The organism is Pseudomonas sp. RHF3.3-3 (genome assembly GCF_048069595.1).
Taxonomy (GTDB): Bacteria; Pseudomonadota; Gammaproteobacteria; order Pseudomonadales; family Pseudomonadaceae; genus Aquipseudomonas; species Aquipseudomonas fuscovaginae_B.
Map to the genome: position 1 here is coordinate 4064415 of NZ_CP182250.1, position 13281 is coordinate 4077695.

Consider the following 13281-nt stretch of genomic DNA (forward strand, 5'->3'; position numbering starts at 1 on the left):
ACCACATCGTATACGAAATACAATTAACCCAGGAGTCCATCATGAGTAAACGCATCAACTGGAGCGGCGTCTTCCCCGCGGTCACCACCCAATTCAACGACGACTTTTCCATCAACCTGGAAAAGACTCACCAAGTGATTTCCAACGTGATCCGCGATGGCGTCTCGGGCCTGGTGGTCTGTGGCTCGGTCGGCGAAAACACCTCGCTGACCGCCGAGGAAAAGATCGCCGTCACCGAAGTCGCGGTGGCCGCCTCCGGGGGCCGGGTGCCGGTGATCTGCGGTGTGGCCGAGTTCACCAGCGTGCAAGCGGCCAAGGTCGCGAACTCGGTGCGCAAGGTCGGGGTCGACGGGGTCATGCTGATGCCGGCGCTGGTCTATGGCTCCAAGCCGTTCGAGACCGCCGAGCACTTTCGCTACGTGGCCAGGCATGCCGACGTGCCGCTGATGGTCTACAACAACCCGCCGATCTACAAGAACGACGTCACCCCGGACATCCTGATTTCCCTGGCCGACTGCGACAACGTGGTGTGCTTCAAGGACTCCTCCGGCGACACCCGCCGTTTCATCGACGTGCGCAATGAAGTCGGCGATCGGTTCGTGCTGTTCGCCGGTCTCGACGACGTGGTGCTGGAGAGTATCGCAGTGGGCGCCGAGGGTTGGGTGTCGGGGATGTCCAACGTGTTTCCCAAGGAAGGCGAAACTATCTTCCGCCTGGCCAAGGCCGGGCGCTTCGCCGAGGCGATGCCGATCTATGAATGGCTGATGCCGATCCTGCACCTCGATGCGCGGCCTGACCTGGTGCAATGCATCAAGCTGTGCGAAGCCATCGCCGGCCGCGGCAGCGCCCTGACCCGCCCGCCGCGCCTGGCACTGCCGGAGGCCGATCGGCTGTTCGTCGAGCAGATCATGGCCAAGGCCCTGGCCAACCGACCGGTGTTGCCGGACGTGGGGCTCTGAGCTCGGAGCCGGGGCAGCCTGCCAATCGGCTCCGGCTGTCCCGGCCTCTTCGCGGGCAAGCCCGGCTCCTACAGAGGCTGTGTCGAATTCAGGTCATGTGGACGACGCAAAACGCCAGGAGCCGGGCTCGCCCGCGAATAATTCGGCACAGCTACCGGGTCAGAACTCATTGTTTTACCGGTTTGAGTTCAATGATCTTGCCGTTGGTGATTGCCACCAGCACATACTGATTCTTGATTTTCACCCACTGGCTGTCCTCCTCCGGAGCATGCAGGCCGCGTTTCTTCCAGTCATGCAGCGCCTGTGACTCACGCTGGTAAACCGCCGGGGCGCGGTCGCCGACCACCAGCTCACCGCTGCTGAAAGTGGAAGGGACTTTTTCATCGGAGGACTGCGCCGCCTGCAGCGGCAGTGTCACAACGGCCGAACAGGCCACCAGGGACAATCCGGCAATCAGGGATTTCACGGTCATGGACGACTCCTTGGCTCAAGACGGATGCAAAGGGTCTGACCGCGGCACAGGAAAATCATTCGATTCAACGGGGCCTGTGAAAGCCGGATGCAAAAACGCCACTCGGGTGAGTGGCGTTTCTGTGAGACTCGAAACTCGATCAGGGTCGCTTACAGCGCCATGTCGGATTTCGGATCCTCAGCCTTGGGCTTGTCGGTCGCAGCCGGGGCTGCAGCCGGTGCCGCCGCGGTCTGGCCAATCACCGGAGGAGTGGTCAGTTGCAGGACCTCGGCGGTGTAGTTCCACTCTTTCTGCACGGCTTCAGGGTTGCCGTTCAGCTTGGTGCCGTAGCTGGGAATGATCTGGTGCAGCTTTTCCTGCCAGGCAGGGGTCGCCACCTTGTCCTTGAACACCTTCTCCAGCACGCTCAGCATGATCGGCGCAGCGGTCGAGGCACCTGGCGAGGCACCCAGCAGGCCGGCGATGCTGTTGTCCTTGGCGGCAACGACTTCGGTGCCGAGTTTCAGGACGCCGCCCTTCTCTTCGTCACGCTTGATGATCTGCACGCGCTGACCGGCCTGCCACAGGCGCCAGTCTTCCTTCTTCGCCTCGGGGAAGTACTCTTTCAGGGCGTTGAAGCGGTCGTCATCCGACATCATCAGTTGGCCGCCCAGGTACTGGACCAGGTCGAACTGATCGATACCCACGCGGGTCATCGGCCAGATGTTGTGGGTGGTGGTGCTGGTCAGCAGGTCGAAGTACGAACCGTTCTTCAGGAACTTGGTGGAGAAGGTCGCGAATGGGCCGAACAGGATCACGCGCTTGCCATCCAGCACACGGGTGTCCAGGTGCGGAACCGACATGGGCGGTGCACCGGTCGAAGCGATGCCGTAGGCCTTGGCCATGTGCTTGAGCGCGATGTCCTGGTTGTCGGTCACCAGGAACGAACCACCGACCGGGAAGGCCGCGTAGTCGTTGGCTTCCGGGATACCGGACTTCTGCAGCAGGTGCAGCGCGCCGCCACCGGCACCGATGAACACGAACTTGGCGTCGGCCGCGGTTTCGCTGCCGTCCTTCAGGTTCTTGTAGGTCACGTGCCAGGAGCCGTCTTCGTTGCGCTTGATGTCCTGCACTTCGCTGGACAGCTTCAGGGTGAAGTTCGGCTGCTGTTGCAGGTGGGCAACGTACTGGCGGGTGATCTCGCCGAAGTTCACGTCGGTGCCGATCGGCGTCCAGGTCGCGGCGATCTTCTGCTTCGGATCGCGCCCTTGCATCATCAGCGGGACCCACTTCTTGATCTGCTCCTGATCTTCGCTGTACTGCATGCCGCTGAACAGCGGGCTGGTCTGCAGTGCCGCGTAACGATCGCGCAGGAACTTGACGTTGTCGTCACCCCACATGAAGCTCATGTGCGGGGTGGAGTTGATGAACGAGTGCGGGTTCTTCAGCACGCCCTGGCGCACCTGCCAGGACAGGAACTGACGGGTGATCTGGAACGACTCGTTGATCTCGATCGCCTTGGAGATGTCGATCTTGCCGTCCTTGCCATACGGGGTGTAGTTCGACTCGGCCAGGGCAGAGTGACCGGTACCGGCGTTGTTCCAGCCGTTGGAGCTTTCTTCGGCGACGCCGTCGAGACGCTCGATCATTTCCATCGACCAGTCGGGCTGCAGCTCGTTCAGCCAGATACCCAGGGTCGAGCTCATGATCCCGCCGCCGATCAGCAGCACATCGACCTTCTTGGATTCGGCCGCGAACGAGGACGATGCCCCGATCGACAAGGCCAGGCCCAATAGCGCCGTGTTCACTTTTTTCAACATATTGTCATCCTACGATAGAACGCCATCCGCTCCTCCGCTCTCGTTCATGCAGGGCCACGACGCACGGAAATACCGTGGACTCCCGCACTCGAAAAACTGGAGGATGGGCACACAAGGCCGCCAAGAATGGCTCGGCCTCACTTTTTATGTCGCTCCTGCGCTGACTTCTTGTCGTTCTTGGCTTCAGCTGACTTGAGTGACACGAATTCTGTTGGTGCGTGGTCGCACACGCTGCCGGCAGCACGGCCGCCGGCTCCGGCACCATCCGACGGACAAGCCGGTCGGCGACCGGAGAGTCGTCAAATACGCGGCTTTGAGGGCAGTCTGGCTTCGCAGGGACGAAGAGACTGGCCAGCATCAATGGTGGCAGAAATGCCATTGTCTACTGCACGCGCACATACGTCAAAAAAAGTGTCGTTTTCTTACCTTTTTTAGACCAAAGATCGACAGCTCTTTGACAAAAACCGTGGTAGCCGAATAGGACGATTGCACGCTGCCGGTCACCTGCCCGATCGCTTCCGCGGATGAATCCGCGAAAGCGACAGCACCGACAACGCCTCTGCCGCTGAAACCAAACCGTCATCACTCCTTTATCTGTTCGCCATCTTCGCCCCGTACTGTCGCCCCCAATGAGATCGATCTCAAGGACGCGACAATGAGCGATTTGAAAGAAGTGGCCCGCCTGGCCGGCGTTTCCCGGGCGACCGCCGCCCGCACCTTCGCCACCCCCGAGGTGGTGCGTCCGGCGACCCGCGAGCAGGTCTTCGCCGCCGCCCGCGAACTGGGCTTTCGTCCCAACCACCTGGGCCGCCAGTTGCGCCTGCAGCAGACCAACCTGATCGGCGTGGTGGTGCCCAACCTGCTCAACCCGGTGTTCGCCGAACAGTTCCAGGCCATGGAGCGCGCCGCCAGTGCCTGGGGCTACAACCTGCTGCTGGCGACCACCGACTACGCCGCCGAACGCGAAAGCGCAGTGGTCGAGCAACTGCTGCGCCAGCGGGTCGACGGCCTGATCCTGACCGTCACCGACGCCGAGCAGAACACAGTGCTGGAAAGCCTGGCCTGCGAGGACACGCCATTCGTGCTCGCCTACCACCAGCCGGACAACACCGACTACTGCGCGGTCTCGGTCGACAACCGCGCCGGCATGGCCCTGGCGACCCGCTACCTGCTGGAAGCCGGCCACACACGGATCGGCATGGTCGCCGGCCCCGCCCTGCAATCGGACCGCGCCCGCCTGCGCTATGCCGGCTACTGCGACGCCATGCAGCAAGCTGGCCGGGCGCCCCTGCCGGTCATCGAGATGCCGGCGCATATCCGCGCCGACTTCGCCGCCATCGAGCCTTTGCTGCGTGGCCCGCAGCCGCCCAGCGCACTGGTCTGCTCCAACGACCTGCTGGCGATCAGCCTGATCGCCGAACTGCGTCGCAATGGCTGGGGCGTACCCGAACAACTGTCGGTCATCGGTTTCGACGGCATCGCCATCGGCACCCAGATGCATCCGACCCTGTGCAGCGTGGTGCAGCCGATCACCACCCTGGCGAACACCGCGATCGAACACCTGCTGGCCCGCATCAACGGTGCCAGCCCCACCTCCCAATGCCTGCCCTGTCATATCCGGCCCGGCGAAAGCATGCGGCCCTACGAGGAAACGCTCCATGACCCAGTTCCGTAAGACCCTGGCCGCCCTGCTGCTCGGCGGTATCGCCAGCCTCGCCCACGCCGCAGAAACCGCGATCTGCTACAATTGCCCGCCCGAATGGGCCGACTGGGGCAGCCAGCTCAGGGCGATTGCCGACAGCACCGGGGTGCAGGTGCCGCTGGACAACAAGAACTCCGGCCAGGCCCTGGCGCAGATAGTCGCCGAACGCGCCGCGCCGGTCGCCGACGTGGTCTACTACGGCGTGACCTTCGGCCTGCAGGCGCAGAAAGCCGGAGTGCTGGGCGAATACAAGCCCCGGCACTGGGACGAGATTCCCGCCGGCCTCAAGGATCCGGCCGGGCACTGGTTCGCCATTCACTCGGGTACCCTCGGCCTGATGGTCAACGTCGACGCCCTCGGCGGCCTGCCCGTGCCACAAGGCTGGGCCGACCTGCTCAAGCCCGAATACAAGGGCATGGTCGGCTACCTCGACCCGTCCAGCGCCTTCGTCGGCTACGTCTCGGCGGTGGCGATCAACCAGGCCATGGGTGGCACCCTCGACAACTTCGCACCGGCCATCGACTACTTCCGGAAACTGGCGAAAAACGCGCCGATCGTGCCCAAGCAGACCGCCTATGCGCGGGTGCTCTCGGGTGAACTGCCGATCCTGGTCGACTACGACTTCAACGCCTACCGTGCCCGCTACAAGGACCAGGCCAACGTCGCCTTCGTGATCCCGAAGGAAGGCAGCCTCAGCGTGCCCTACGTGATGAGCCCGGTCGGCAACGCCCCGCATCGCGCCAATGCCGAGAAGGTCCTGGACTTCGTGCTCTCCGACCAGGGCCAGGCCCTGTGGGCCAATGCCTACCTGCGCCCGGTACGGCAGATGAAAATGCCGGCGGACGTGGCCGCGCGCTTTCTGCCGGACAGCGACTATGCCCGTGCCGGCGTGGTCGACTACGAGCACATGGCCGCCGTGCAGGAAGCCTTCGCCGCCCGCTACCTGAGCGAGGTGAAGTAAGTGTCGCGGGTGCTCGACGATCACCTGACCGCCCGCCCCCGCGGCTGGCCACGGCTGCGCCTGTCAGCGGCGGCGACCTGGCCCCTGGCGCCGGCCATGGCACTGTTGCTGGCGTTCTGGTTGCTGCCGCTGGCCCATCTGGTGCTGCTCGGTGCACAGGATCGTGATGCCGGCGGCAGCGGCTACTGGCAGGTGCTGAGTAGCGCGCAGTACCTGGGCAGCCTGTTGCAGACTGTCCTGCTGGCGCTGGTGACGACCCTGGCGGCGCTGCTGGTCGGAGGCATCAGCGGGGTGTTCCTGGCTCGCCAGCGGTTCTTCGGCCGTTCGCTGCTGGTGGCGCTGCTGACGTTCCCCCTGGCCTTTCCGGGCGTGGTGGTGGGTTTCCTGGTGATCCTGCTCGCCGGTCGCCAGGGCCTGTTCGCCCAGCTCGGCCTGCACCTGGCCGGCGAGCGCTGGATCTTCGCCTATTCCCTGACCGGACTGTTCCTCGGTTATCTGTACTTCTCCATTCCACGGGTGATCCTCACCGTGATGGCCGCCTGCGAAAGCCTCGACCACAGCCTGGAGGAAGCCGCGCGGTCCCTCGGCGCCGGGCTCTGGCAAGTGGTTCGCGACGTGATCGTGCCGGGCCTGGCACCGGCGCTGGTGTCCTGCGGGGCAATCTGCTTCGCCACCGCGATGGGTGCCTTCGGTACCGCCTTCACCCTCGGCACGCGCCTGAACGTCACCCCGGTGGCGATCTACAACGTGTTCACCAACTACGCCAATTTCGCCGTGGCCGCGGCACTGTCGGTGGTGCTCGGTGGCGTGACCTGGCTGTTATTGCTGCTGGCCCGCCGATGGGTCAAGCCGTCGGGGAGCGTACTGTGAAACGTTCGAAGCTGTTCTGTGCGCAACTGGCGTTCACCCTGCTGGTCTGCACCTTCATGCTGGTGCCGGTGCTGTTGTCACTGCTCGCCGGGCTCACCCGCAACTACTTTCAGGGCCCGTCCAGTGGCCTGACGTTCGCCTGGCTGGCACAGGTCTGGCAGGCCTATGCCGGTACCGTCCGGCTGTCGCTGCAACTGGCCCTGGCCTGCGCCGTGTGCGTGTGCGTCATCGGCGTACCGGCCGCCTATGCCCTGGTGCGGATGAACAACCGCTTCAGCCGCGCCTTCGAGGAACTGATGGTGCTGCCGGTGGCGATGCCCGGCCTGGCCAGTGCCCTGGCACTGCTGCTGACCTACGGCCAGTTCGGTGCCTTTCGCGGCAGTTGGCTGTTCATCCTGGTCGGGCATGTGCTGTTCACCCTGCCCTTCCTGGTTCGCCCGGTCATGGCGGTGATGCAGCGCCAGCAGTTGCCGCTGCTCGAAGAGGCCGCGGCCAGCCTGGGCGCCGGTCCCTGGCGGCGCTTCTTCAACGTGGTGGTGCCCAACAGCCGTGCCGGCATTCTCGCCGGTGTACTGATGGTGATCACCCTGTCCCTGGGCGAATTCAACCTGACCTGGATGCTCCATACCCCGATGACCAAGACCCTGCCCGTGGGCCTGGCCGACAGCTACGCCTCGGCGCGGCTGGAAGTCGCCAGTGCCTACACGCTGATTTTCCTCTTGCTGATCGTGCCACTGCTGATTGCGGTGCAGGCCCTCAGCGCCCGTCTGTCCCGTGGAGAACGCCCATGACCGGCACCCCGATTCGCCTGCAAGGCTGCCGCAAGTCCTTTGCCGACGGCACGATTGCCCTGCACCAGCTGGACCTGGAGATCGAACCCGGCGAAATCCTGGCGATCCTCGGCCCCTCCGGCTGTGGCAAGACCACCACTCTGCGCCTGATCGCCGGCCTGGAGCGTCCCGACAGCGGCCAGGTGTACTTTGGTCAACAGGAGGTCACCGGCCTGCCCATCGAGCGCCGCGACGTCGGCATGGTGTTCCAGAACTATGCACTGTTCCCCCATCTAAACGTCGCCGAGAACGTGGTCTACGGGCTCAAGGTTCGTGGCGTTGCCACCGCCGAACGCAAACGGCGCTGCGCCGAGCTGCTGGAACTGGTCGGCCTTGAAACCCATGGCCAGCGCAGCATCCACGAACTGTCCGGCGGCCAGCGCCAGCGGGTCGCCCTGGCCCGCGCCCTGGCGCCACGGCCCCGGGTCCTGCTGCTGGACGAGCCGCTGGCAGCGCTGGATGCCCAGTTGCGCGAACGCCTGCGCAGCGAGCTGGACCAACTGCTGCGCAGCCTGGGCATCACCTCGGTGTTCGTCACCCACGACCAGGGCGAGGCCATGGCCCTGGGCGATCGTATCCTGGTGATGGAGCACGGCCGCGTCGCGCAACTGGGCACGCCGCGGGAGATCTACCAGAAGCCGGCCAACGCCTTCGTCGCCGGCTTCGTCGGCAATCTCAACGCCTTCACCGTGCTCGACTACCCCCACGAGGCACTGCGGGTCGACGGCGGCGAGCTGCCCTGGAACGGCGGGCAGCAGCCGACCACGGTCTACTGCCGCCCCGAGCATCTGCGGGTCATGGAACCCGGTGCCGGGCACCTGCGTGGACGGCTGCAGGGGCAGTTCTTCCAGGGGGCCCAGAGCCGCCTGCTGGTGGATGTCGGCGCGGCGCAACCGCTGCTGGTCGACAGCAGCGACCCGCAGATCCACGCCACCGGCGCAGCGATCTCCCTCGCGATCGAGCCCCAGGCGTTGTTCACCCTGCAATCGTGATGTTTTCCCCGTACGAGAGGTTTCCTTGAATTCTTCGTTTCTCATCGCCCAGATCAGCGACCTGCACCTCAAGGCCGGCCAGCGCCTGACCTACGGCGTGGTCGACACCCTCGCCGCCCTGCGCCGTGCCGTCGAGCACCTGAACGCGAGCATCCCGCGCCCGGATATCGTGGTGATCAGCGGCGACCTGGTGGACTTTGGCCGGGCGGATGAATACGCCGTGCTGGCTCCCGAGCTGGCGCGCCTGCGGATGCCCTGCTACCTGGTGCCCGGCAACCACGACCAGCGCGGGCACATGCTGGCCGGTCTGCCCGACCATCACTACCTGCCGCGCTCGGCCGACGGTCCGCTGGACTGGGTGGTGGACGAGCATCCGGTGCGCCTGATCGGTCTCGACTCGACCACACCTGGCGCCCACGGTGGCCGTATCACCGAAGCGCAACTCCAATGGCTCGACCGGCAACTGGGCCTGCGCCCGCAAGTGCCGACACTGCTGGTCCTGCACCACCCGCCCTTCATCACCGGTATCGGCCACATGGACCGCGAGTCGTTTCAGAACGCACCGGAGCTGGAAGCGGTGGTGGCGCGCCATCCGCAGGTCGAACGCCTGCTCTGCGGGCACCTGCATCGCGCCATGCAGCGTCGTTTCGGCGGCAGTGTCTGCTGTGTCTGCCCAGGCACGTCCCACCAGATCGTTCTCGACCTGCAGGACACGGCGCCAGCGCACTTCAACCTGGAGCCGGCCGGCTATCTGCTGCATGCCTGGCACCCGCAGCGTGGGCTGGTGACGCACAACGGGGTGTTCGGGGAATATGCGGGGCCGTATCCGTTTTATGACGAGAATGGGTTGATTGACTGAGCGGGGACATGATCAGGTCTGCACACCCGGGATCTCATGGCGTCTCAGGACGTGAAGGGCGCCCGTTAACATGTTATCTTTCTGCCCATCGCCACCCCTGGCGGCGACATTGCACCCATCGCAGGAACAAGCGTGCAGAGGTGGAACATGAAAGGGCTCGTCCAGAATAATGATCGCTTTCACGGACGTGACGGTTTCGGCCGTTGGGAACACGCCTTGCAGGCCCACTGCGGGGCGTTTCATTGCGAGCCGCCGCCAGGTCGAGCGATCACTGAGTTTTCCGGACAGATCATCGCACCCGCCCTCGACCCAACCCGGGTGGGTGCCCGAATCATCAGCAACAGCCCGCATATCCACCGCGACCACCACGATATCCGGCATGACGACAATGACTGCTTCTTCCTCGTCCACCAATCCAGCGGCAGTGCCCGGATAGAGCATGGCGCGCAGCAGAGCCTGCTGCAGCCGGGCGATCTGGTGCTGCTCGATGCCACCCGGCCCTGTGACATTCGCTTCCAGGGCATGGCCGGCCAATTGTCACTGATCCTGCCGCGTCACACGGTACAGCGGCTGGCATCCGGGCGCCGGCTGCTGCTCAACCGCACCCTGCGCGCCGATTCGGGACCCGGGCGAATCGCCGGTGCACTGGTCACCGAACTGTTCGAAAGCAGCAGCGACACCCCCGAAGCAACAGAGGCCATGATGGATGCACTGCTGCACCTGATTCGGCCACTGGTGAGCGAAGACATACGCCAACATCCCTCCTGCGCTCCACGGACCCAGGCGCAGTTGCTCAACAGGGCGCAACAGGTGATCAACGACGACCTCGCCAACCCCGAGCTGAGCCCGGCCCTGATTGCCCGGGCCATGGGCTGCTCGCTGCGCACGCTGCATCGGCTGTTCGCCCATGAGGGCATCACCCTTGGCCGCTACATCATGGAGCGGCGTCTGGAACGTTGCGCCGAATCGCTGGCGCAGCACGTCGACCAACAGAAGATATCGGCCGTCGCCTTCGACTGGGGTTTCAGCGACCTGAGTCACTTCTCCAGGGCGTTCAAGGCCCGCTATGGCCAGTCGCCGAAGGACTTCCGCATGGCCGCCTGCAACTGAAGAATACAGCCGGCCCCAAGGACCGGCTGCCGGGTATCAGACTTCGCTCAGGACCCGCCCCAGGTTCTGATAGACCACCGGCCTGCGCCAGCGCAGGTAGCCGGCCAGCAGCAGACCGGACAGCGCCACACCGAGCATGCCCAGCGGAATCAACTGATTGAAGATCGATTCGCCACCGGTCAGCAGGGCCATGTTGATGACGATCAGGTAGATGCCGTAACCCAGCGCGCCCGCACTCAACAGCGGCGCGATCAGCCGTTGCCAGAGATGGCTGCCCCTGGCATCGCGGTGGAAGAAGGCAATGACGGAGACGGAAGTCATCGCCTGCACGGCCAGAATACCGAGCGTGGCTGGCGTACTGCCCAACGGCAGTACCTGGGTGATCGGATCGGCGCCCTGCACTGCGCAGGCCGCAATGATCAACAGCACCAGTGCGGTCTGGAAAATGCTGGCCAACCAGGGGGTCTGATGCCGCGCGTGGGTGAGCGCGAACACCCGCGGCAGCACCCTTTCCCGTCCCAGGGCGAACAGGTAACGCGACAACGAATTGTGGAAGCTGAGCAACACGGCGAAGAGGCTGGTGATCAACAGCACATGGATCGAATCAGCGAGCAGCGGCCCTACCCACTCGTTCGCCAGGCGAAACCATACCGCACCCGGGTCCTGCTCGATGAAGGCCGTTGCATGGGATGGCCCGATGGCAACGATCATCAGCCATGACGACAGGGCGTAGAACCCCATGATGATCAAAAGCGCGAGGAAGGTCGCGCGAGGCAGTGTCTTGTGCGGTTCACGTGCTTCTTCGGCATAGATGGCGGTGGTCTCGAACCCCATGAAGGCGCCGCCCACGAACACCAGCGCCGCGCCCAATCCCGGGGCCAAGACGTTCGATGGCTGCAACGGCGCCAGGCTGAAACCCTCCGGCCCGCCCTGATGAACGATCACTGCCAGGTCGAAGACCGCAATCACCAGCAGTTCGGCGAGCATCAACCAGGCCAGGAAACGCCCGTTGAACTCGACGTTGCGGGTGCCGAAGCACAGGATCAGCGCCGCGTAGCCCATGCTGGCCGCCCACCACGAAAGGCTGATGCCGAAACTCTCCAGCGCCTGCGCGGTGAAAAAGCCGATCAGGCCATAGCAGGCGATCTGCATGCCGGCATACGCGGTGATGGCGAGGAACGCCGAGGCAGTGCCGCACGGCCGCCCCAACCCGCTGGAAACGTAGGCATAGAACGCCCCGGCGTTGCGTACGTACCGCCCCATGGCGACGAAACCCACCGCGAACAACAGGTACACCAGTCCTGCCAGCAGAAACACACCCGGCAGTCCTATGCCGTTGCCCATCAGGATCGCGGTGGGCACCACACCGACCAATCCGGTCAGCGGTCCATTGGTGGCGATCACGAAAAACACGATGCTCCACATGCCCAGGGCATTCTTGCGCAACGTGCCGGTTGTTTGAATATTCGCACTCATGGCATTCATCCGGGGTTATTGAAATTGTTGTGTCCGAACTCGGAGACGATCGGGAGTCCAGCTTAAAAGTGCTCCACCCGGGACGTCTTGGCGATAAGCGCCATTGCTTGACTGACAGTGACACCAGGCCCGCCGTATCCAATGCAGCGCGACAACGACAAACCGGCCGGTTTACTCTGCCGGCTCGATCAAAAGGAGGTAGGCGATGGATTTGAAGTTCAGCCACGTGGACGTACTGGTCGCTGACCTGGAAGCGGCCTGTCACTACTACGCCCGGATACTCCAGGCCAGGATCTCGACGACACAGGTCTGGGACCGCGGCGGCCTGCATGTGCGCTACGCCGTTGCGCTGATCGGGCAGGAACGCTTCATGCTGGTGGAGCCGCTGGCCGGCAACCTGAAGCAGCTCCTCGATACCGTGGGCGAAGGCATGATCTATCGCCACTGCTACACCACGCCGGATATCGAAAAGGCCTACGACGAACTGATCGCCTGCGGGGTCCAGCCGGAAGACGAGAACGGCAATCCCCTGACCCGCGAGGATCTGCAGTCACCCTCCGGAACGCGCATCATCTGGTTGCCCAAGCGTTTCGGGCACTTTTCCATCGAGATTCTGGAAGAGAAGACGCTCGGGGCCTTTCTCGAGAAAGCGTTTGCCTGAGATGCCCCGTGTGATTCAGGCGGCGGCCTAGAAGCCAAAGCGATACCATTTGCTCGCCTGCACGCTTGTGGCCACTTGCGGAGCCCCGGTCGCCTGTTCCACCACGATGGCCGCGGGCTCAGGCAAGCGCTTGCGGGACCAGCGAAATAACGTCGATCGGGCTTGCCTTTTAAATATGGATATCCGTATATTCGATTATCCATATATACAAGGTAGCTCCCGTGATCACTCCCCCCGAGGTCTTCAAGAACCTGGCCGACGAGACACGCGCCCGCGCCACCCTGCTGATCGCCAAGCTGGGCGAACTGTGTGTCTGCGAGCTGATGTGCGCCCTGGATGACAGCCAGCCGAAAATCAGCCGCCATCTGGCGCAACTGCGCAGCAGCGGCCTGCTGCTCGATCGCCGGCAGGGCCAGTGGGTGTATTACCGGCTCAACCCGGAACTGCCCGCCTGGGTCCACGAGATGCTGCACGTGACGTTGCAGGCCAACGCCACGTGGCTGCAGGACAATGCCGCACGCCTGCAGAACATGGACGACCGCCCCGTGCGCGCCACCTCCTGCTGCTGACAACCCACCGAGCGAGTCTTT

13 protein-coding genes are annotated in these 13281 nt (G+C 64.0%); 10 read left to right on the plus strand and 3 right to left on the minus strand.

The genetic code is table 11. The annotated features are described in order from the left end of the window. Nucleotides 1-41 precede the first annotated feature (41 nt). Nucleotides 42-959, plus strand: coding sequence for a dihydrodipicolinate synthase family protein (locus tag ACMGT0_RS17955; protein ID WP_054064335.1), 918 nt, complete (start codon nt 42-44; stop codon nt 957-959). A gap of 166 nt (nt 960-1125) precedes the next feature. On the opposite strand, the gene ACMGT0_RS17960 is transcribed toward ACMGT0_RS17955, so the two are convergent. Both ACMGT0_RS17960 and mqo read right to left on the minus strand, forming a co-directional pair. Beyond that, nucleotides 1126-1431: an RcnB family protein gene (locus tag ACMGT0_RS17960; RefSeq protein WP_054059965.1), complete on the minus strand. Its 306-nt coding sequence runs from the start codon at nt 1429-1431 to the stop codon at nt 1126-1128. Nucleotides 1432-1580: 149 nt separating this feature from the next. Continuing rightward, nucleotides 1581-3230, minus strand: a complete 1650-nt coding sequence (gene mqo, locus ACMGT0_RS17965) for a malate dehydrogenase (quinone) (protein ID WP_273826270.1) — start codon at nt 3228-3230, stop codon at nt 1581-1583. Nucleotides 3231-3885: 655 nt separating this feature from the next. Here mqo and ACMGT0_RS17970 point away from each other — a divergent pair. The 7 genes from ACMGT0_RS17970 to feaR all read left to right on the plus strand — a co-directional run bounded on the left by ACMGT0_RS17970 (nt 3886) and on the right by feaR (nt 10554). Then, a complete protein-coding gene (locus ACMGT0_RS17970; protein ID WP_416769119.1) occupies nt 3886-4905 on the plus strand; it encodes a LacI family DNA-binding transcriptional regulator in 1020 nt (339 codons plus the stop codon). Continuing rightward, complete coding sequence (locus tag ACMGT0_RS17975) at nt 4889-5893, plus strand: ABC transporter substrate-binding protein (RefSeq protein ID WP_416769121.1); 1005 nt, start codon at nt 4889-4891, stop codon at nt 5891-5893. The genes ACMGT0_RS17970 and ACMGT0_RS17975 overlap by 17 nt, the downstream gene beginning before the upstream one ends. Before the next feature lie 96 nt (nt 5894-5989). Continuing rightward, on the plus strand, nt 5990-6763 hold the full coding sequence (locus ACMGT0_RS17980; protein ID WP_416773508.1) for an ABC transporter permease: 774 nt from the start codon (nt 5990-5992) through the stop codon (nt 6761-6763). Next, on the plus strand, nt 6760-7554 hold the full coding sequence (locus ACMGT0_RS17985) for an ABC transporter permease (RefSeq protein ID WP_054064338.1): 795 nt from the start codon (nt 6760-6762) through the stop codon (nt 7552-7554). Before ACMGT0_RS17980 ends, ACMGT0_RS17985 begins: the two co-directional genes overlap by 4 nt. After that, nucleotides 7551-8585 carry an ABC transporter ATP-binding protein gene (locus tag ACMGT0_RS17990; RefSeq protein WP_416769123.1) on the plus strand — a complete coding sequence of 345 codons (1035 nt, stop codon included), beginning with the start codon at nt 7551-7553 and terminating at the stop codon, nt 8583-8585. Before ACMGT0_RS17985 ends, ACMGT0_RS17990 begins: the two co-directional genes overlap by 4 nt. 25 nt (nt 8586-8610) lie before the next feature. Continuing rightward, complete coding sequence (locus ACMGT0_RS17995; RefSeq protein WP_416769124.1) at nt 8611-9444, plus strand: phosphodiesterase; 834 nt, start codon at nt 8611-8613, stop codon at nt 9442-9444. Nucleotides 9445-9591: 147 nt separating this feature from the next. Further along, complete coding sequence (gene feaR, locus ACMGT0_RS18000) at nt 9592-10554, plus strand: transcriptional regulator FeaR (RefSeq protein ID WP_054059971.1); 963 nt, start codon at nt 9592-9594, stop codon at nt 10552-10554. 36 nt (nt 10555-10590) lie between these two features. Here the strand turns inward: feaR and ACMGT0_RS18005 are convergent, their stop codons facing one another. Beyond that, nucleotides 10591-12030, minus strand: coding sequence for an APC family permease (locus ACMGT0_RS18005; protein ID WP_416769127.1), 1440 nt, complete (start codon nt 12028-12030; stop codon nt 10591-10593). A gap of 205 nt (nt 12031-12235) precedes the next feature. Between ACMGT0_RS18005 and ACMGT0_RS18010 the strand changes: the two genes are divergently transcribed. Beyond that, nucleotides 12236-12691 (plus strand): VOC family protein, encoded by a 456-nt coding sequence (locus ACMGT0_RS18010; protein WP_054064343.1) that lies wholly within the window; start codon nt 12236-12238, stop codon nt 12689-12691. A gap of 221 nt (nt 12692-12912) precedes the next feature. After that, a complete protein-coding gene (locus ACMGT0_RS18015; RefSeq protein ID WP_054059974.1) occupies nt 12913-13260 on the plus strand; it encodes a metalloregulator ArsR/SmtB family transcription factor in 348 nt (115 codons plus the stop codon). The last annotated feature ends 21 nt before the right edge of the window (nt 13261-13281 follow it).